At 33.3% G+C, this 18,294-nt stretch carries 24 protein-coding genes; 9 read left to right on the top strand and 15 right to left on the bottom strand.

The genetic code is table 11. The features are described 5' to 3' along the window. Nucleotides 1-340 precede the first annotated feature (340 nt). A complete protein-coding gene (locus tag OEW78_RS07165) occupies nt 341-1,183 on the top strand; it encodes a cobalamin-dependent protein (RefSeq protein WP_300326191.1) in 843 nt (280 codons plus the stop codon). A gap of 4 nt (nt 1,184-1,187) precedes the next feature. Here OEW78_RS07165 and OEW78_RS07160 read toward each other — a convergent pair whose 3' ends face one another. The 3 genes from OEW78_RS07160 to OEW78_RS07150 all read right to left on the bottom strand — a co-directional run bounded on the left by OEW78_RS07160 (nt 1,188) and on the right by OEW78_RS07150 (nt 3,401). Further along, a complete protein-coding gene (locus OEW78_RS07160) occupies nt 1,188-2,534 on the bottom strand; it encodes an FAD-dependent oxidoreductase (RefSeq protein ID WP_300326188.1) in 1,347 nt (448 codons plus the stop codon). Between the two features lie 58 nt (nt 2,535-2,592). Continuing rightward, nucleotides 2,593-2,955 carry a hypothetical protein gene (locus tag OEW78_RS07155; protein ID WP_300326185.1) on the bottom strand — a complete coding sequence of 121 codons (363 nt, stop codon included), beginning with the start codon at nt 2,953-2,955 and terminating at the stop codon, nt 2,593-2,595. Nucleotides 2,956-3,044: 89 nt separating this feature from the next. Next, a complete protein-coding gene (locus OEW78_RS07150) occupies nt 3,045-3,401 on the bottom strand; it encodes a hypothetical protein (RefSeq protein ID WP_300326182.1) in 357 nt (118 codons plus the stop codon). Nucleotides 3,402-3,548: 147 nt separating this feature from the next. Here OEW78_RS07150 and OEW78_RS07145 point away from each other — a divergent pair, with 147 nt between their 5' ends. Together OEW78_RS07145 and OEW78_RS07140 are read left to right on the top strand one after the other, a co-directional pair. Then, entirely contained in the window at nt 3,549-4,460 is a 912-nt protein-coding gene (locus tag OEW78_RS07145) for a transcription factor TFIIB (protein ID WP_300326179.1), read from the top strand. After that, nucleotides 4,453-4,635 (top strand): hypothetical protein, encoded by a 183-nt coding sequence (locus OEW78_RS07140; RefSeq protein ID WP_300326176.1) that lies wholly within the window; start codon nt 4,453-4,455, stop codon nt 4,633-4,635. Before OEW78_RS07145 ends, OEW78_RS07140 begins: the two co-directional genes overlap by 8 nt. A gap of 3 nt (nt 4,636-4,638) precedes the next feature. On the opposite strand, the gene OEW78_RS07135 is transcribed toward OEW78_RS07140, so the two are convergent. The 3 genes from OEW78_RS07135 to OEW78_RS07125 are packed head-to-tail and all read right to left on the bottom strand — an operon-like array spanning nt 4,639 to nt 6,669. Beyond that, a complete protein-coding gene (locus OEW78_RS07135) occupies nt 4,639-5,850 on the bottom strand; it encodes a redox-regulated ATPase YchF (protein ID WP_300326173.1) in 1,212 nt (403 codons plus the stop codon). 34 nt (nt 5,851-5,884) lie between these two features. After that, on the bottom strand, nt 5,885-6,250 hold the full coding sequence (locus OEW78_RS07130; protein WP_300326170.1) for a hypothetical protein: 366 nt from the start codon (nt 6,248-6,250) through the stop codon (nt 5,885-5,887). Continuing rightward, on the bottom strand, nt 6,247-6,669 hold the full coding sequence (locus OEW78_RS07125) for a CoA-binding protein (RefSeq protein WP_300326167.1): 423 nt from the start codon (nt 6,667-6,669) through the stop codon (nt 6,247-6,249). The genes OEW78_RS07130 and OEW78_RS07125 overlap by 4 nt, the downstream gene beginning before the upstream one ends. 78 nt (nt 6,670-6,747) lie before the next feature. Between OEW78_RS07125 and OEW78_RS07120 the strand changes: the two genes are divergently transcribed. Together OEW78_RS07120 and OEW78_RS07115 are read left to right on the top strand one after the other, a co-directional pair. Beyond that, nucleotides 6,748-7,269, top strand: coding sequence for a winged helix-turn-helix transcriptional regulator (locus OEW78_RS07120; protein ID WP_300326164.1), 522 nt, complete (start codon nt 6,748-6,750; stop codon nt 7,267-7,269). Between the two features lie 36 nt (nt 7,270-7,305). Continuing rightward, a complete protein-coding gene (locus tag OEW78_RS07115; RefSeq protein ID WP_300326161.1) occupies nt 7,306-8,313 on the top strand; it encodes a biotin--[acetyl-CoA-carboxylase] ligase in 1,008 nt (335 codons plus the stop codon). 2 nt (nt 8,314-8,315) lie between these two features. On the opposite strand, the gene OEW78_RS07110 is transcribed toward OEW78_RS07115, so the two are convergent. Further along, nucleotides 8,316-8,657, bottom strand: a complete 342-nt coding sequence (locus OEW78_RS07110; RefSeq protein ID WP_300326158.1) for a hypothetical protein — start codon at nt 8,655-8,657, stop codon at nt 8,316-8,318. A gap of 964 nt (nt 8,658-9,621) precedes the next feature. Between OEW78_RS07110 and OEW78_RS07105 the strand changes: the two genes are divergently transcribed. Then, nucleotides 9,622-10,533, top strand: coding sequence for a TFIIB-type zinc ribbon-containing protein (locus OEW78_RS07105; protein WP_300326155.1), 912 nt, complete (start codon nt 9,622-9,624; stop codon nt 10,531-10,533). Nucleotides 10,534-10,545: 12 nt separating this feature from the next. On the opposite strand, the gene OEW78_RS07100 is transcribed toward OEW78_RS07105, so the two are convergent. Further along, on the bottom strand, nt 10,546-10,953 hold the full coding sequence (locus OEW78_RS07100) for a phosphoribosyltransferase (RefSeq protein ID WP_300326152.1): 408 nt from the start codon (nt 10,951-10,953) through the stop codon (nt 10,546-10,548). Between the two features lie 293 nt (nt 10,954-11,246). Between OEW78_RS07100 and OEW78_RS07095 the strand changes: the two genes are divergently transcribed. Continuing rightward, complete coding sequence (locus OEW78_RS07095) at nt 11,247-11,825, top strand: poly(R)-hydroxyalkanoic acid synthase subunit PhaE (protein ID WP_300326149.1); 579 nt, start codon at nt 11,247-11,249, stop codon at nt 11,823-11,825. Then, a complete protein-coding gene (phaC, locus tag OEW78_RS07090) occupies nt 11,815-12,879 on the top strand; it encodes a class III poly(R)-hydroxyalkanoic acid synthase subunit PhaC (protein ID WP_300326146.1) in 1,065 nt (354 codons plus the stop codon). The genes OEW78_RS07095 and phaC overlap by 11 nt, the downstream gene beginning before the upstream one ends. Nucleotides 12,880-12,910: 31 nt before the next feature. Here phaC and OEW78_RS07085 read toward each other — a convergent pair whose 3' ends face one another. Genes OEW78_RS07085 through OEW78_RS07075 form a run of 3 tightly spaced genes read right to left on the bottom strand, consistent with a single transcriptional unit; the run spans nt 12,911 to nt 14,588 of the window. Continuing rightward, nucleotides 12,911-13,339, bottom strand: coding sequence for a hypothetical protein (locus tag OEW78_RS07085; RefSeq protein WP_300326143.1), 429 nt, complete (start codon nt 13,337-13,339; stop codon nt 12,911-12,913). Further along, nucleotides 13,336-13,761, bottom strand: coding sequence for an AbrB/MazE/SpoVT family DNA-binding domain-containing protein (locus tag OEW78_RS07080; protein ID WP_300326140.1), 426 nt, complete (start codon nt 13,759-13,761; stop codon nt 13,336-13,338). The genes OEW78_RS07085 and OEW78_RS07080 overlap by 4 nt, the downstream gene beginning before the upstream one ends. A 35-nt stretch (nt 13,762-13,796) precedes the next feature. After that, nucleotides 13,797-14,588 carry an alpha/beta hydrolase gene (locus OEW78_RS07075; RefSeq protein WP_300326135.1) on the bottom strand — a complete coding sequence of 264 codons (792 nt, stop codon included), beginning with the start codon at nt 14,586-14,588 and terminating at the stop codon, nt 13,797-13,799. A 438-nt stretch (nt 14,589-15,026) separates the two neighbouring features. On the opposite strand from OEW78_RS07075, the gene OEW78_RS07070 reads away from it, so the two are divergent. Further along, nucleotides 15,027-15,131, top strand: coding sequence for a hypothetical protein (locus tag OEW78_RS07070; protein WP_366523047.1), 105 nt, complete (start codon nt 15,027-15,029; stop codon nt 15,129-15,131). A gap of 1 nt (nt 15,132) precedes the next feature. On the opposite strand, the gene msrA is transcribed toward OEW78_RS07070, so the two are convergent. The 4 genes from msrA to OEW78_RS07050 all read right to left on the bottom strand — a co-directional run. Next, on the bottom strand, nt 15,133-15,588 hold the full coding sequence (gene msrA / locus OEW78_RS07065; RefSeq protein WP_300326132.1) for a peptide-methionine (S)-S-oxide reductase MsrA: 456 nt from the start codon (nt 15,586-15,588) through the stop codon (nt 15,133-15,135). Nucleotides 15,589-15,627: 39 nt separating this feature from the next. After that, entirely contained in the window at nt 15,628-16,491 is an 864-nt protein-coding gene (locus OEW78_RS07060; protein ID WP_300326129.1) for a hypothetical protein, read from the bottom strand. An 84-nt stretch (nt 16,492-16,575) separates the two neighbouring features. Continuing rightward, complete coding sequence (locus OEW78_RS07055) at nt 16,576-16,953, bottom strand: DUF6659 family protein (protein ID WP_300326126.1); 378 nt, start codon at nt 16,951-16,953, stop codon at nt 16,576-16,578. A 550-nt stretch (nt 16,954-17,503) separates the two neighbouring features. After that, the coding region (locus OEW78_RS07050) for an SIS domain-containing protein (RefSeq protein ID WP_300326122.1) at nt 17,504-18,294 on the bottom strand (791 nt) is incomplete at its 5' end.

Below are 18,294 nucleotides of genomic sequence, written 5' to 3'. Positions count from 1 at the left end.
CACGAGAAGAAAGTGAAGAGATCAATCTAGAACCAATAAAACCAGTAGAACCTGAAACAAGTATTGAATGAGGTGAGGATTGTACAAATATTTTTTGGGACAGGGTTTGGGGCATGATTATCTGGGATCTCCAGAAAACAAAATTAATAGACTATCCAATTTATAATTCATGAATCTTTTCCATAATTAAATTATTCAAGCTAGTGATAATTAAAAATACTAGTGCTAAACACAGTATCATTAAGAGGCTGTGGGTATCATCAGATCTAGAATGAAGGGTTAATTAGCACTATTCATTATAATTGGCACCAGTTAAATAGTGTTTAATGAAAAAATCACCATGGTCTACATAAGGACTAAAAAGGTAAAAACAGATCAGTATCTATATCTGGTTAAAAGTGTATGGGATTCTAAAAAAAGAACATCTAAGCAAGAGATTGTAAAATATCTTGGAAAAGCCTCAGATGTAATTAAAGACGACATCCCAATAGAATATAGAAACGATCCAAAAGTGCTATCCGTTCTAGCATCATTTAATCCAAAAGATGTCAAAAAGAGAGAAGAATCTACAAAAAAATCAAAAAAACAACTCTACAAGAAATTGACAGAAGGAAATATACAAGACTCGATAAAAATTTATGAAGAGTATGTCAAAATTTTTAGCTCAGCAGATTTCTTTGACAAAATCTTAAAACCAGTAATGTATGACATTGGAGAACATTGGTCAACGAACAAAATCAGCATAGCAACAGAACATGTAGCCAGCAACATCGCACAAACATTAGTGAAAATAATAATGGATAGAGTTTCAGGATCTGCAAATAAGAAAAAAATATTGATATGTGTGCCATTAGGGGAAGAACATCATTTAGGTTGTGATGTTTTAGAAACATATCTATCAATTAAAGGATTCATAATTTACAATATTGGAACATCACTTCCTACAGAATCAATAATGAGTTTTATAGAATATAATAGACCAGACATCATATTCGTTTCAATTACTTTACAAGACAATATTTCTGCAGGACAAAGACTGGTTAGGAAAATTAAGGAAGAGTACAACATTCCCATCCTGATAGGAGGTTATGCAATGCAATCAGAAAAAATACCAAAGTTTGATGGAAAGGTAGTCGTTAATTCAACATTAGAAGAACTCCCAAAAATAATTAGAACTGCATAGTAGATTATGATCTTAGATAAGATTCGATTTTAGGTGCGCATAAAATAGAACTGTGTGCTGCAGAATCAGTGCCTATTCCATAACTAATTGTAGAATCACCTACAAAGAAAAGGCCTTCAATTCCAGGTATATTATGAGGCATTTTTGATTTCCAAACTTTTCCAGGCTCCTTTACTACAGATTCCACAAGTTTCCAAGCCATAGGACGCTCCCAAATTAATTCAGAATTAAAAGTAGGGTAAATTGAGGAAATTTCCTCTTTCATTTTATTTACAATCTCTTTAATTTCCTGTGGATTATCAGTATCTTCTGAAGGAACAGGAGTGCCTGCAATTATCAAATGTTCTCCAGGAGGCGAGACGGAAGGAGTAATGTTAGAAATGAAGAATATTCCTTTAGTAGTATATTGATCACCTACAGGAAATATCACTTGGCGAGAATCTATTTTGGATTTTAATGCAAAATGAACTTCTACAACTGAAGTGGTTTTGTTTAACTTGTTAATTTTTTGAAGGAACCCCTCTTCAATGATATTTTTATCAAATAATTCATTTAAAGCATTATATGCAGGGTATGAAACAATCACACATTTTGTACGAATTAATTCATCATCACCAGATAGTACTCTTACGACAACACCAGTGACTTTAGAATTTTCAATAATTATTTTTTTAATAGATTGTCTTGTTTTAATTTCACAATTTTTAGAATGAAGATAATCATATAAAACATGAGAGATAGAATCATACCCACCATTAGCAGGATATGCGAATTCACTGGTTCCTCCTTTAAACGGATTGGCTCGGATTATGGTTCTTGCGAATTCACCTAAAGATATATGATCTGCAGTGTCAGCAAACGCCAACATGCATATTGCTTCAAAAAAAGCATTTGTGTCAGAATCTAAATCGGAAGTAATGCTAGTCAGAGAAACATTATCCCAAGATTCTGTTTTTTCAATAGAAGTAAATGCAAGAGGAAGAAGTAATTTCAGAAGTTTGATTCTACTTTTTAGAGGCAATAAAGAAAGATTTAGTAAATCCAACATACCTTTTGGATATTTATGGAATTCATTTTCAGAATGAAAGGCAATATCATCAACTTTTGCAAGCTTTAATTTTGATTCAATTTTTAATTTTTTTAATACACTAAATATTGCAGATTTTTTATAAAAGGGCATAATATGAAACCCATTATCTAAAATATGATTTTTAAATTTTATCGAGGCGGTTCTGCCACCCAATTTTGAAGATTTTTCCAAAACACGAACGTTATGTCCTTTTTCGGCTAATAATGCGGCAGCAGTCAGACCTCCAATGCCAGCACCAATTACAATTATGGGGGTGCTCATGGTTCAATTCTACAATTTCAATATAAAAACAAGTGCCAATTTTTTGTCATAGTGCTAATTAATGATAACCCGAATTTATTTTAGCATAATTCTCAGAGCAGGCAATAAATTTACTCATAACCCCATCCATTTTTTTTGCCAAAATTAAATCCAGAAAAGGAATGAGTTTTAGAAATCCATTAATCTGCAAGGATATACAAATCTTAATTTCAGTTCCGTTTTCAAATATTTCATAATATTCAATAAATGATGTTCCCTTTAGAGGGCCAGATAAAATTAATACTTTGTGCATGTTAGGAGGTAAAACTACATGTTTAGTTATGACATCCAAAGTTTTCCCTAAAAAAGATATTTTTTCAAGAACAGTTTGTTCAGAATTTTCAACATTGATGATTTTTAGAGATTTAAAATAATTTGGCATTATCTTATGGAATTGAGATACATTTGTACTAATATTAAAAATAATATCCCGATTTAATTTGCTGTATCTTAAAAGATTAAAAGTTCTCATTATGCAGCTTCCAATTTAACATAATCCCACAAATTTGATTTTGAAATATTAACTTGAGAATCAAATTGTTTAATTAAAAAATAGACTTCTGCCAAAGATGATTTTACAGCATCAGTTTTTACAGGATCGGTAATTGGGAGTAATCTTATAGTAGTTTTATTTTCAGTAGTCAATATTTGAATAAAATATTCCTGATGTCTTTCATCAATAACAACCGTAGGTAGTAACGCATTCAAGCCATTCTTTTCAACATATATTGTAGAAATTTTTATCAATGGAGACTTTTGAAATATGGGTGAAAAAAAATTTGCAAATTCAAAAAGATCAATTTTTCCATCCAGGGCAATGTGAGGCATTTATAGTCTTTACAATCCTTTTATTTATACAAGAATTAAAAAATCACCTAGTGCCAAAATGCATATAAGATAACCAATTTTTGGTAGGTTTTAGCACTAGATAGTAAATTATTGCCGGCTTAAATAATTTAAAACCATGATCTATTCATGTATACAGAATTAGTGCACCAAAAAAATTGTAAAAAAAATTTAGTTGTTACAGATCTCCATACGGGTGAAATTGCATGTAGTAGTTGTGGTTCTGTATCTTCTGAAAAAATGATAGACCCAACTGCAGAAACTACAGGTCTTAATTCAGAGCAATATCAATCAAATTCAAGAGTAGGTATGAAGACATCGTTAAAAATGGCAGATAGAGGATTATCTACAATAATACAATCTCAAGATAGAGATTCTACAGGTAAATCACTATCAAATGAAAATCGTAGAATGTTTTACCGTCTAAGAATGTGGGATAGAAATAGTCGCTCTGCAATATCAGTCAAATCATTTCAAAAAGCATTTACATTATTAGATGGAATTGGTTCAAAATTAGCATTACCAGAATCAGTAATAGAAGAAACAGCTTATTTGTTTAGAAAAATAGCATCTAAAAAAATTCTTGCAGGAAGATCCACCGCATCTATCCTATGTGCAACAGTCTATGCTACATGTAGATTAACAGATACGCCAAGAACACTTCAAGATGTTGCAGATGCAGGAAATATAAAGAAAAAGAATCTGCAAAGGATTTACAGATTTATTGCAAAAGAATTAGACTTGCATCCTGAGGCATACAATCCAACCGAATTTGTCAACAGAATATCTAAGGCTGTTAACATATCAGAAAAAACAGAGAGATTGGCATTTAAAATTTTGAACTTGTCTATTCAGAATAAAGTCTCAACAAGTAAAAACCCAATGGCAATGGCAGCAGCTGCGGTTAATTTGGCATCAGTAATGAATCATGAAAAAGTAACACAATTCAAAATTTCAGAGGCATCCGGAATTAGTGCTGTAACCATCAGAGACAGAACCAAAGAAATCAAAGAAAAAATAGGAGGTGAAATTAATGGGTAGAACGTGTAGAGGAATTTGCCAGATGCACAAGGCAGAATCAGTACCAAACAAAATCAGGTATGAAATAGGTCAGAAAAGATGTACTTTCTGTGGAATTTTTTTGAAAGTCGATGAAACAAGATGTATTTGTTGTAAGGCCGTATTGCGAACAAAACCAAGAAGTAAAAAGCAATAAAGTTTATTTTTTTACTGCACTTACAAGAGAGACTACATCTCTATCTCTTAGTTGGTAATCTACAGGTAGTCTAAGATTATATCGTAAATCTTTGCCATAAAGAAGTCCTTTTATTAAATTAGAATGAATTTCCTTTGCAAGATCACTAATTGTTGCCCCGTCTTTTAATAAAATTAGATCTGGCAAGATTCTTCCTTTTTTATCTGCCATGTTCTTTTCATCAGCTACAGGATAAATGGAATTCATCTTAAGGAGTTTGAATACTGCAACGTTGATTGCAAACTGAACACCAGTCCTCATATATTCTCCCATAATTTCACTTTTAATGAAATCCAATGCATTACGTTGTTTTTTATTCAACTCATCAGATTTTGTAATTTCAAAGGTTTCAGAACCTGGAGAATATTTTATCAATCCTTTTTGTTCTGCGCGTCTGAGGACAAATTCGCTGTCTCCACTGGCAGGAATTATTATAGAATCCTTGTATCTTTCTCTCAATCGTGCAAAATTCTTGTCGGCCCCTTCAACATCAACCTTGTTTGCAACAATCAGTGTGGGTTTTGAAATTTTCCGTAAATGCGATGCAAATTTTTTGCTGTCAACCATATTGAAATCATCAAAAGCAGTTTCTTCAAGACCTGTTGCATGAAAAGTATTTTTTACATGGGTTTTAGTCACACCAATACCACGATAGAGATCAGTGATAGCATCTAATACATCAGTACCAGTTTTTATCAATTTTGAAACTTTGTCTCGGTTTCCTTCTAGAATTTTATGATACCACATGGTTAATTCCTCTTCTATATCTGCAAAATCAGAAATTGGATCTCCAGTTCCAACTTCAGTTATTTTTCCAGTTGAATCAATCCCACCAGAAGCATCTACAACATGAAGTAACGCATCAGACTGTGCAGCAATAGAGAGGAATTGATTTCCAAGGCCTTTTCCCTTCCAGGCATCTTTAATCAGACCGGGCAAATCAATTAGTTCTATTGGGATATATCTCCAGCCATCAAGGCATTTAGAATTATTTGGATTGTCTTGAATCTTAAATTCCGGATGAACACATAATGAAATAGCATGTGCAACACCAGATACAGGAGATTTTGTGGTAAAGGGATATGATGAAATTTCTTCTGAGGATAAAGTTGCAGAATTGAAGAAAGTGGTCTTTCCAGTGTTAGTCTTGCCGATTAATCCAATCTTGATAGGCATGAAATTATTATCAGTTCAGAATATTTATCTCTGCCTAGCAAGAGGAAGTTTTTTTCTTTTTGATCTTCTCCAAGGTTTGATTCAATTCTTTAATTGCCCATTCAATATCCGAAATATCTTCTTCAGAAAGAGAAGACTTCCATTTTTCCAACACAGTGTTTGTGATTTCAGAACAATTGTATATTAAATTCCAAAAAGGATGATGTTCTGCAGTAGTATATGCAAGTTCAGTTACATCACCAAGACCGTTCTGAGCTCTTGCCAAAGAAGAAATTCTCTCGCCAAATATTTTGACAATGTCATTTTCAAGATCTTTTTCTATTTTTAGAGGAATGTTTTGATTTTCATATTTTTTTGCAAATTCCAACAAATCCTGGTAAAAATTTTCAAAATCAGTCATTGTGATAATCTCTGGTGTTCAGCCAACATACACCGATTAAAAACTACTTTGATTCCTGCTTTTTTTGCAAGTTCTTCAGCTTCAGAATTATGAATTCCTTCTTGAAGCCAAATTACTTTAGGTTTTTTCTTTATTGCTTCTTGTATCACTGGCAATATTTGATCAGAAGGTCTAAAGACATCAATTATGTCAATGTCACCATCAATCTCAGAAATTGAACTATAGCATTTTTTCCCCAAAATTTCATCAGTTGTTGGATTTACGGGAATTACATCATAGCCGTTGTCTGCCAGATATTTTGGTACATAGTGTGCAGCTTTTGAGGAGTTTTTTGACATACCCACTACAACTACTTTCTCTAATGAAAGAATTTCACGAATACGATCATCAGAGGAAGGATCTTGTTCCACAAAAATCATGAGAGAATCAAGAATATAATTTTTGAACTTGAATCATACAAACAAAGAATTTTTTAATAGAGACGAAATAAAAAAGATGTGGAATCCGAACCCAAAGACCTCATAGTATTAGGAGCGATAAAACACGGGGTAAAAAAATTTGAAAAAATCCAAAAAATGACTCAAATTGAACCTAAAGAGTTGAATTTGATTTTAGAGCAATTAGAAAAAAGAAGCCTCATCCATGCCAAAGAGAAAAAAGGCTGGTTTGGGACAAAAATTGAAATTACAACTACTGACAAAGGCAACAAAGAAGTAGATGAAAGAGTTCATGAGCTTCAAACAAAATGGAATCAAATGTCACTATTGTACAAAACAGGAGACAAAGATAAACTAAAAGAAGAGATGGAAAACAACAAATCATTCATTCCAACCATGATGTTCTTTGGGATAATGGATATGATGATGTTTTCTATGATGTTCAGTATGATGGGCATGGCAATGTCTGATTATGTTGCGCCTGAAAATATGCCGGATACCGTAGATAGCGGGATGGATGATGGCGGGATGGATGATGGCGGGATGGATGATGGCGGATTTGATTTTGACATCGGATTCTAGTTTGTGTTTTATACTTGAACATAAAATAAATCATAGTTGATTTACAATTCTTTTGACAACCCAGGGTTAGTCAAAGTATTAAAATTTTTACAAACTCACAATACAGAATATCTGTCTGGTCAAGACTTGAGTGATGTGTTGCACATAAGTAGAGTAGCAGTATGGAAACATATCAAAAAAATTCAAGAATTAGGATATGTTGTAGAATCAAAACAAAAGTTAGGATACAAGTTAATCTCAAATTCCAAATTATTACTACCATGGGAAATTACTACGAATTTAAAAACAAAGACAATTGGACAACAGGCATATTATTTTGATTCAATAGATTCAACTCAAAATCAGGCATTAAAAATGGCAGACGATCCTGCAAATGCAGGAGCAGTAATAGTTGCAGCAAAACAGACAGGAGGTCGTGGTAGATCTGGCAGAAAATGGGTTTCACCAAAAGGAGGGATTTGGATTTCAATTATACTTCAACCGAAATTTGACATTTCAATTACAACATTATTCCCCATAGCATCAGCACTTGCATTGTCAATTGCAATAGAAAAAATATTTTCTATAAAACCCAAATTAAAATGGCCAAATGATTTAACAATAAAAGGCAAGAAAGTAGCAGGAATGTTAGTGGATGTATCATTAGAATCAAACAAGATTGAAAATTTGGTGTTAGGGGTCGGAATTAATTTTGATGTCAATGTAAAACAAATTGAAAAAGCACTTAAAGAAACTCCTAATTTTTACGGAGTGGCATCATTGAAGAAAGAAAAACAAGAAATTAAGCCTGTACAACTTGTTCAAACATTTTTGTTAGAATTAGAAAAAATTTACAAATTATTAAATGCCAAACAAACAAAGAAGATTATTTCAGAGTGGACAAAAAGGTCATCAACAATAGGAAAAAATATAGAATTAGACACCACAAATGGAAAGATCACTGGAAAAGCAACGAAGATTGATGATGACGGGGCATTAATAATTACAGAAAATAGCAAAACCCACAAAGTTATTGCTGGAGATATTGTACACTTATCAAAATAAAATTATTTTTTCTTGGATTTTATTTTAGGTTTTGTTGTTTTATTAGAAGAATCTACAATCAAAGAAGATTGTTCTTTCAAAATATCCTTAAGATCTTTTTGGATATCAAAAACAGAAGACAATAACTCTTCAAGGGCAGAGGAATATTGTTTATATGCAATTAGCAATTCAGATTTATTTTCATTGGCTTTTGAGAGATATTCGTTTAAACGTAGTAAATTGGCACTTTGAATCATTTCAGGGATATCAGTCGCAGGTTCGCCCAATCCATCTAATCTTGTTTGAATTTCTTGTATCTTCTTGCGTAATTCATAAATGATTTCGCCAGTACCAAGATCTGTCAATATAAAAGCACATAATCATTATCAATTAAAGATTTTCCAAGGTCTCGAAGTCAGTAAGATATCCTTGAAACAAACATTGGAAGAGTACCAATTAGAAATAAAGTATAAACAAAATCCAATATGCTTAAACATAAGAGATAAAAATTGTTTCTTTTTATTTGTAATTTTATGTAGTTCAACCTTGATTCTTCAAAATGCTACTGCTCAAACCAAATGATGCTATCTCATTTACTGGAATGGGAGTATGTTTTGGAAACCTAGGATAATATCAAGAAGCAATTACACATTTTGAAAAAGCGTCAAAAGAAAAACCAAACAGCATTATGATAAATAATTATAAAAAATCCATCAACGACGTAATTTTAAAATACCCATTTACACCTACAGAAAAACTAAAAGAATTAGAAGAAATTACATCAATTCCAGAATGATAAACAAAGTGACGTAACAATAATAAATTATTTTCATAGATTTTGCTGTTCTTAATTTCACATGAATTTTTTCTGAGAGTTGAAACAACATCACATGTTTTGCATGTAGATAAAATTTCATAATTTTAGATAGGATTGTAAGGTTAATTCTCTATCCTCAATTCTAAAAACCCTCATAATTCTAAGAATTAATTGCTTTTCAAATTTCATACAGATCATGTTATTATCTATATGTTCGACGGTATATCTTATTGAAAGATTTTCTGCTAGATCTCTGTGGGTTTCAGACAGAAACATCGAAAAATTTTCACATACTCCATGCAGTATGTTGATACTGTGTATGTCCTCTTTCACATTATACTTTACTTTGCCAAAGCGTGAATTGCTTAGTTCAATCATACTGTCTAAGTTAAGATTGTAAAACCAACAGACATTCTAAGAAACAAGAATGAGTGTTAGCTTGACCTACACACAATTAACCTGCAGATAGTATGTAAAATTGATAATAAGGTATTTTTCGGATTATCAATATCATGCTTAAAAATCCAATGACTGCAGGGCCAAAATGTCCATCATGTGGAGATAAAAAAATGGTCACAGATCAAAACACAGGAGAATTGTTTTGCAGTAACTGTGGATTGGTAGTCACAGATAAGATTGCAGATACGGGCGCTGAGTGGCGTTCCTTTTCAAACGATGAAGGTAACAAGGCAAGAACTGGAGCTGGCACCTCTCTTACAATGCATGATATGGGACTATCAACAGTGATTGGTGCAGCAAACAAAGATGCAACTGGAAAACCATTGTCTGCAAGTGTAAAAAGCTCAATTGAAAGATTAAGAACCTGGGACAGCAGAAGCCAGGCACATTCTTCTGCAGACAGAAATTTAAGACAAGCACTAAATGAAATGGACAAATTAAAAGATAAACTTGCTTTAACAGACGCAGTTATTGAAAAAGCAGCTTACATTTACAGAAAAGCTATGGAAAAAAAATTAGTTAGAGGTCGCTCGATTCAAGGATTAGTTGCTGCATGTCTTTATGCATCATGTAGAAATACAGAGACGCCAAGAACGTTAGACGATATTGCGAAGGGAATAAACATCAGAAGAAAAGATGTTGCAAGATGTTATAGATTGATCTTCAGAGAATTGGAACTAAAAATGCCCGTGGTTGATCCAGTCAAGGGAGTATCAAGGATTGCCAGTATTGCAGATTTAAGTGAGAAAAGTAAACGTAAAGCAATTACAATTCTAAATCAAGCAAAAGATCTAGGAATGGTTGCAGGAAAAGATCCAATGGGAATTGCTGCAGCTGCACTTTATCTGGCATGTATTAGTACAGGAGAAATCAAATCACAAAAAGATATCTCAATTGCATCAGGAGTTACAGAGGTGACAATTAGAAATAGATGTTCAGGTTTGAGAAAAATGCTTGATGATTAAAAATACAAAGCATCATTTTTGTATTCTATGAAACTCTAATTTATCCCAAGGAAAAATTACATATGCGTTGTTATTTGTTTTTTTAGCATAAACAATCTGTTTAGGATATTTTTTGCCACGTCTTGCAAATAGAGTGGCAAAAACTAATTTTGAAGGATCATCAACCTTAGGAATCACTTCATTGAATGTATCCCCAGTATCAAATATGTCATCAACAAACAAAGAATCAGATGAAATCTTTTTTTTATCCACGTAGATTTTCTTAATTCCAAGATGGTCTGCAAGTAAACGTGAGGGAACCAATCCTCCTCTACTAAGTGTAGTAATGCTAGAAAAAGTTCTCGGTAATTTTAGAATTTTTTTAGCAAGAATTTCAACAAGAGATTCAATCTCATCCCAACTAACACTTTGTGTAGACATTATTTGGTTGTAAGATTAGAAGAATTAAGTTGTTGTGATTATGATGCATTTAAAGAAGGATTTTAGAAGAATTTTATTATTTCATAAACTTTGAAGAATGATATCTAAACCCTCACCAACATCGCTTCCAATCCTCAAGAAAATTACAATCTCCCATAGTACAAGGTGTCAAAATGGACGAGCCTGCCAAAACACATCTTGGAAATCAATCCCGTGTTTTGAAGACATATTCAGCACATTTAGTCTAATTTGGCAATCGAACTATTTATTGCACTCTGTAATTATAGATATCTGTGCAGATGGATTCTTCAAAAACCACAATGGATTACTACAAACACCTGTCATTGTTTTGGACGGATCTGATACATTTGATGTCCAGTAAACCACAGGCTTTGACATCCACAGGACCGATGAGGGCATTTGCAGCAAATTCAAAAAAAGTAACTACAGAATTAATTGAGATCAATGAAGATTTGATGGGGTTTAACCAATACCTTACAGAATACTATAAACAATTAGCAAATGCATGGGAAGTTGCTCAAAAGAAAGTAAATCTAAAAGCCCCTGTAGTCCCACAAGATGTCGAACAAATTGAAGCATTCAAAAGAATTTGGATCGATATATTTGATAATGATTTTACCGAATTGTTTGATTCAAAAGAATTTGGGGAAAATTATGGAAAATTAGTATCAAAAGAATTAGAATTGACTAAACATTGGAACAACATTGCAAATGTAGTTTTACAATCAGTAAATCTTCCAAGCAAAGAAGAAATTGATGAAGTTTACAAAGAACTTCACTCATTGAAAAAAAGAGTAGGGAAGATTGAACTTGAATTAAAGAAAAGAGAGGCAAAGAAAAATGCAAAGTGAATCTAAAATTGATCCAAAAATCATAGAAGAAGTTTTAAAATTCAGCAAGAATGTAATTGATGCACCAAAACTTGTGTCTGCACCTGATGAAATCAGTTTAGAAGTGACACCTCACGATACGGTATTTGAGTTAGATAAGACGAGATTATTGCATTACAGATCACTTACAGAAAAACAACACAAGACGCCTCTTCTAATATCATATGCATTAATCAATAGATATCACATACTAGACATTCAACCAGAAAAAAGCTGGGTAAGAAATCTTCTTCAGCAAGGATTTGACATATACATGTTAGATTGGGGAACGCCGACCAGCATGGACAAATATCTGGATTTTGACGATTATGTTAATGGATACCTGGATTCAGCTGTTGAATATATCAAAAACGAATCATCCAATGAAAAAATTTCATTGCAAGGGTATTGTACTGGAGCAACAATTTCAACAGCATATACAGCATTACATCCAGAAAGTGTGAAAAACTACATTGCCACAGCACCGGTAATTGACGGATGGAGAGATACTACAGTCATAAGCAATCTTGCAAAGCATATGGATGTGGATAAGATGGTTGAAACTATCGGCAATATGCCTCCAGAGTTCATGTATTATTGTTTTTCAGTGCTAAAGCCATTTGAGCAAGGAATAGAAAAATATGTAAAATTTTTCAAAAATATAGATAATAAAAAATTTGTAGACAATTTTCTCAGGGTTGAAAAATGGTTAGGAGACACGCCTCCAATCCCAGGAGAGCTATTCAAACAGTGGATTAAAGACATCTATCAGGACAATTTGTTAATTCAAAACAAAATGCACATAGGGGGAGAACATATAGATTTGAAGAAAATAGACATGCCCACATTCACACAAATCGCAGTAGGGGATCATCTAGTATCACCAGAGTGCAGTATGCCTCTACACTATGCAATTGGAAGTGAAGATAAAACATTGAGAATGTATCCTACAGGCCATGTGGGAATGATAGCTAGTTCATTATCTCAAAAGAAAGTTTTACCAGAATTAGGAAAATGGTTAGCTGAAAGATCATAAAAAAGGAAAAAATTAAAAAATAGGTTATTCACTAATTTGTTTTTGTAGTGAATGCAGAAATCCAAGATTGTAGAATGTTTCTGTTTAGGTCAGCAAATGTTTTTGCATTATCGTTGAAAGTCTTTATGTTTTGTTGGGTTGCATCGATAGTTGCAAGGGTCATTTGATTTTGTATAGAAGCTGCCTTTACAAATTCTTCTGTAGTATCATTAATTACTTTTAATGTTGCTTCAGGGATGTTTGCTGCAATACCTATTTTCTTTACATATTCTTTTTGTAGTGTGATAGATGAATCTATTGCGTTTTCATATGCTTGAAGGTATTCCTGTTGCATATTAGTGATTGATTGATGATATTGTGGTACTGATTGTTTAATACCGTTGAAGAGTTTGTCAACATTTTCTTGATATACAGAAAATACATCTTTGGAATTTGTTTGTGTTGTTTCGTTTTTACTCATTGTTTCACCTCCTTATTTTTTGATTTTTTGGCTATAGGTAAAATAATGACTTGAACTAAATCACCATCACCTAAGCCGAGGGCATTACGTTCAGCTTCAGGAATTGAGATTCTGCCATTGCTACTGATTGTAGTTTTGTAAGCACCCCAATTCATGAAAGAAGGAAGCATTTGTCCTATGCTAAACATAGTATCCATGCTTTTGCTTTGCATGGTAGACATGTTATTCATCATGTTAGATTGAGTTTGTCGTGCAGTTTCAGAAACACCTTTGAGAGTTTCTAAAGGATTGAAAGTTTGGCCAGATTGATTTGTCATCAAAGAACCAAAATTTTTCATAAATTCTGCTTGAGCACGTCCACTTTTTTGAATCCAAGATTTAAACATCTCAGAAGGGTCGTATAGGTTTTGATTACCACTCATATGTAATGAATGGAATTAGATGTATTTAAACAGATCTAAACTCCATTCAAAAACTCTAATGCCTTGGAAGCAAAAGTTTCAGGATCTTGTACGTATGGAGTGTGGCCAATCCCGTCCATTCTAAAAAATCTACAGTCTTGGATTGCTGAAACAAAACTATCTGCATAATCAATAGGAATTACAGGATCTACTGAACCCCAAATTATCAAGGTAGGGGTCTTAATAGATCCAAGTTTTGTAGAAATGTGTTTGGAATTTTTCAAACCTAATACAGTAGACATGAATGCAAGTTTTGCATTAGGCAATTGCATTCTCTCAACAAAACCAGTAATAATTTCTTGTGGAATTTCTTCTCCAGAACCCTCCATTAATTCAAATGCATTTTTTGCAGTTATTTCACTAGGATATAGTGCTGCCATGACATATGCATCAAGTGCAGGAGTTGATTGTTGCATTGCCCCAGCAGGAGAAACAAGAATAAGTTTTTCAATTTCATCAGGATGTGTTGAAGTATAAGTAGCTGCAATTTGACCTCCTAATGAAGATCCAATCAAGTTCAGACGAGAAATTCCAGTTTGTGCAAAAAATTTTTCTAAAAAGTCAGAAAAGAATTCAGGAGTATAATCCGTTAGTGGCTTATCGCTTAATCCAAATCCTATCAAATCAGGAACAATCACATTATAATTTTTTGAAAAAAGTGGTAGTACGTTTAGCCACCTCTCAGCTGATGCCCCCAAACCATGGAGTAGGACAAGAGTGTTTTTAGAATTACCAGATTCCAAATACCGAATTTTATTTCCATCTATTTTGAGGAATTTTTCTTCCATTATTTTAGCAACAAATGTTATGACTAGATAAGTTTTCAGGAATTTGTCGATCAGTCACAATAAAGACATTCGATATTTTCAAACATTTGAAGTATGTTTTTTAGTATCTGTATTTGAGAAAGATTGTAATAAAACAAAAGATTTCAAAAATTTTGGTTCCGTTGGATGGATCTAAAAACTCCATAAGATGTTTAGAAACAACAATTATGCTAGCTAGAAATTGTGGAACCCTATCACGGGAATTTACTCAATTTATGCCCCCATTCAGAATTTAGAGTAGACTCGGTGGAAAAAGTGCTAAATGTCAAAGTTAAAGAATTCATGGAAGAGGCAAAAAATTTAACTGTTAAAACGGGATCGTGTTTAATGAAAAGATTGCAAGAGAAGAAATAGGATACAACATAATAAAACTTGCACACGGTAAAAGGTAATTTTGACATGATTGTCATAGGGTCTTGTAGTTCTGCAAAAGAGATGTTTTTTAGAAGCGTTTCAAACTATGTTATACGTACATCAAAAATTCCAGCTGTTGTTGTAAATTAATCTAAGAAAATCCATGCTTTTTGAAATATTTTTGATGGTATTCTTCTGCCTTGTAGAATATAGGAGCCGGGACTATTTCAGTGACAATGGGGTTATCGTATTTTCCTGACTTTTCAAGAGAATGTTTTAAATTTTCAGCTATTTCTTTTTGTTTTTCATCATGGTAAAAAATTGCAGAGCGATATTGAATTCCAACATCTGGGCCTTGACGATTTAAAGTGGTGGGATTGTGATTAGACCAAAATACATCTAAAAGCTCTTCAAAAGAAATTTCATCAGGATCATAATTTACTTCTACAGCTTCAGCATGGCCTGTTTTATCAGTACATACTTCTTCATAAGTTGGATTTGGAATCTGCCCACCAATGTAACCTACTGCAGTGGATTTTACCCCCTTTGTTTTGTTTAGCAGGTCTTCAACATGCCAAAAGCATCCTGCAGCAAATGTAGCTTTCATGTAAGAGATTATAGTGAATCAAATTAAAAGTATTCTAAATTATTCAATCAATATAATATCTTCTCGAATTAGATATTTTATTGAATTAAGGAATTCTTGTTGAGAAATTAGATCATTTGACCACCAATGAGATGTATTTCTAAACCATGATGGGATATGATCTATGGATGAATCATTATATGTAAAATTAGGAATCCCTATGATTTTGTTTTGAAGTATAAAATCCAAGCCCGTCATAAACTCATCATCAGAAACATCTCCAACTGCCCAATTCTTCGCATATGCTTTTATCCAATCAGGGATAAAAGTGGAAAATCCCAATACGCTGTAAATTGTTTGTTCCGGAAATTGAGAATCAAACCAAGATTGGTATTCAGGTTCATTATTGTATCTGTCAATATAGTATTGTGGTGATTTATCAAATGAAGGAAATCCCAAAATTCGTATTTTTGGATTTTCTGTAAAAGAGATATCCAAATTTTCAAGAGGGATTTTATCTGTGGGGGGTGTTTCAGTCAAAGAATTTTTTGGAGTATTTTTTGGTTCAGTTGGTTGTAGTGGAGTATAATCGGATGTTTTTTGATAATCTATTAAATTTTCAAGGTTACCGCCATATGAAATTTTTATTTTGTATTTGCCAGTTTCATCCCAAGTTGGACCTCCAGCATGTATAGTTTTTGTAAAAGTTCCATCACTTTTTGGCACAACACTATCAATATGAGATAGACCTTTCCTGCTAGGAGTAACTATTTGAACAATTACTGAAAAAAGTGCAGGGTCATAATCAACAGTTTCAGAAATTTTGATTGAGTCCCCAGTAGAGTATGATGATTTGTCAGTAGTGAAATCATTAACAGTAGCAAAACCATATGTAAAACTAGAGAATGTAAAAATAGATAACAAAAAACGCAAAAAATGAACGCAGGTTCAGAGACTAAATTAATTCACATATAATTAAAGAATTCGTCAGATTGAAAAGATCTCGATCTAATTTACATCAGTAAAAATTTCGACTACCTTTTTTGCCAAACTTTCAATGTTGGCAGTAGGTTCAGCAGAAATTAACAAGAGAATTTGTGTGATTGGAAACGGAAAACTCACTAAAACAGCTTTGTCTCTTCGAGCTGCAAGGTAGTTGATTGGACCTAAACTTTCATCGTATTCTTTTCGTATAGATGCTTTTGAAACAAATTCTAAAAATGATTGCAGACGTGTTTCATCACCTTCATGAGGCACAAGACCTTTTTTGAAGCCCCCAGATATTAGATCGCCATTTTTATCCACAATTCCAGCAAAGCGAATTTCAGATTCATTCAAGAGTTGATTACATTTTTCAGTATATAGTTTCAAACCATCATCAGACATGATATTTACATTTAAGATATCAAAAATAAAAACCTAGTTAATTTTAGAAGGGAGGTAAAGAAGAGCAAACTCATCAGGGAGAATCTAGAAAAGATTCAGATTGGCCATATGATTTAAGACATTTTCACATAGAATTAATAAATAAAAAATTAACCATAAGATTATTGAAAATACTATGTTTTGTCATCATATACGATAAACCTGTCATCAGGTGAGCGTCAGGTGTACTTACCAATATTAATTGAAATGGAATCCGTGGAATTAACCTCCCTCTTTTCTCTCTATGGTCAGATTTACCATGTCATCAGATGAGAGGTTTTTGTACACCTTTGATAGATTGATTCCAAATGATGTTAATTGTGATAAAATTTCTCATCTGCTGCACTACCAACTATTTCAGTCAAGGTGTGGTACACCTCCCAATAATGTTTAATTATGATAATTATCACAGTAACAATTACAATCATGAGGCATTTCTATTGGCTTTAATTTACTTATCATCCCTTTGAAAAGATTCTGCAGTCACATCTGAAACTTGTCAAATATTCTGTCATTTGACAGTGACAGATTTGGCAAGGTTTTTTGGAAAATCAGGATCAACTCCCTTCTCCAAAGCAAGATAATACGCGATAAGCTGCAAAGGGATTATCTCAATCAACGGATAGAATTCCTTGCTTATGGTAGGAATCTCAATCCAGTAATCATAGTTGGGGTTATGTATGTTGGAAATGCCGATGACTTTGGCACCGCGTGCTTTTATCTCGTGCATGCTGCTGATGTTGTCCACATGGGAATCATCATCAGGGTTGATTATGATGACATAGGCTGAGGAATCCATCAGTGCAAGGGGACCGTGCTTGAGTTCGCCTCCGGCAATTCCCTCTGCGTGAACGTATGTGATTTCCTTTATTTTTAGCGCCCCCTCCTTTGCCAGCGGATAATGAATTCCTCTGCCAATGACAAAAAGGTTTGAAATGTTTTTAATGGATTTGCACAATTCCTTGATTTTGGATGTGTCTGACAGAATCTCAGCATATGCCTTGGAGATTGCTTTAAAATCTACAGCAAGACATCCGTCACACAGCTTGTCTGCAATTTTGTAAAGTATTGCCATTTGGGAAGTAAAGCTTTTTGTTGCGGCAACGCCTATCTCGGGGCCGCAGTTAAGCCCTATTGAAAATATGGATTCCCGTGCAAGTGCAGAATTCTTTGTGTTTACCATGGACAGTATCTTTGCATTCTTTGCTTTTCCTATGGAGACTGCCTCAAGCACGTCTGCACTTTCCCCGCTCTGGGATATTGCAAAGAGGGTGGAATTTGGTATTATGTACCTGGATGAAT

The organism is Candidatus Nitrosopumilus sp., from assembly GCF_029882185.1.
Lineage (GTDB): Archaea > Thermoproteota > Nitrososphaeria > Nitrososphaerales > Nitrosopumilaceae > Nitrosopumilus.
Note: the sequence above shows the minus strand (reverse complement) of the source record. Positions and strands in the feature narration are given on the sequence as shown.

What these genes read in the sequence shown, in the direction of transcription:
- OEW78_RS07130 (WP_300326170.1), bottom strand. Translation starts at nt 6,250, where the DNA reads ATGACTGATTTTGAAAATTTTTACCAGGATTTGTTGGAATTTGCAAAA.
- OEW78_RS07100 (WP_300326152.1), bottom strand. Translation starts at nt 10,953, where the DNA reads ATGTCTACACAAAGTGTTAGTTGGGATGAGATTGAATCTCTTGTTGAA.
- OEW78_RS07155 (WP_300326185.1), bottom strand. Translation starts at nt 2,955, where the DNA reads ATGCCAAATTATTTTAAATCTCTAAAAATCATCAATGTTGAAAATTCT.
- OEW78_RS07160 (WP_300326188.1), bottom strand. Translation starts at nt 2,534, where the DNA reads ATGAGCACCCCCATAATTGTAATTGGTGCTGGCATTGGAGGTCTGACT.
- OEW78_RS07070 (WP_366523047.1), top strand. Translation starts at nt 15,027, where the DNA reads ATGATTGTCATAGGGTCTTGTAGTTCTGCAAAAGAGATGTTTTTTAGA.
- msrA (WP_300326132.1), bottom strand. Translation starts at nt 15,588, where the DNA reads ATGAAAGCTACATTTGCTGCAGGATGCTTTTGGCATGTTGAAGACCTG.
- OEW78_RS07105 (WP_300326155.1), top strand. Translation starts at nt 9,622, where the DNA reads ATGCTTAAAAATCCAATGACTGCAGGGCCAAAATGTCCATCATGTGGA.
- OEW78_RS07080 (WP_300326140.1), bottom strand. Translation starts at nt 13,761, where the DNA reads ATGAGTGGTAATCAAAACCTATACGACCCTTCTGAGATGTTTAAATCT.
- OEW78_RS07150 (WP_300326182.1), bottom strand. Translation starts at nt 3,401, where the DNA reads ATGCCTCACATTGCCCTGGATGGAAAAATTGATCTTTTTGAATTTGCA.
- OEW78_RS07140 (WP_300326176.1), top strand. Translation starts at nt 4,453, where the DNA reads ATGGGTAGAACGTGTAGAGGAATTTGCCAGATGCACAAGGCAGAATCA.
- OEW78_RS07085 (WP_300326143.1), bottom strand. Translation starts at nt 13,339, where the DNA reads ATGAGTAAAAACGAAACAACACAAACAAATTCCAAAGATGTATTTTCT.
- OEW78_RS07055 (WP_300326126.1), bottom strand. Translation starts at nt 16,953, where the DNA reads ATGTCTGATGATGGTTTGAAACTATATACTGAAAAATGTAATCAACTC.
- OEW78_RS07145 (WP_300326179.1), top strand. Translation starts at nt 3,549, where the DNA reads ATGTATACAGAATTAGTGCACCAAAAAAATTGTAAAAAAAATTTAGTT.
- phaC (WP_300326146.1), top strand. Translation starts at nt 11,815, where the DNA reads ATGCAAAGTGAATCTAAAATTGATCCAAAAATCATAGAAGAAGTTTTA.
- OEW78_RS07165 (WP_300326191.1), top strand. Translation starts at nt 341, where the DNA reads ATGGTCTACATAAGGACTAAAAAGGTAAAAACAGATCAGTATCTATAT.
- OEW78_RS07125 (WP_300326167.1), bottom strand. Translation starts at nt 6,669, where the DNA reads ATGATTTTTGTGGAACAAGATCCTTCCTCTGATGATCGTATTCGTGAA.
- OEW78_RS07075 (WP_300326135.1), bottom strand. Translation starts at nt 14,588, where the DNA reads ATGGAAGAAAAATTCCTCAAAATAGATGGAAATAAAATTCGGTATTTG.
- OEW78_RS07135 (WP_300326173.1), bottom strand. Translation starts at nt 5,850, where the DNA reads ATGCCTATCAAGATTGGATTAATCGGCAAGACTAACACTGGAAAGACC.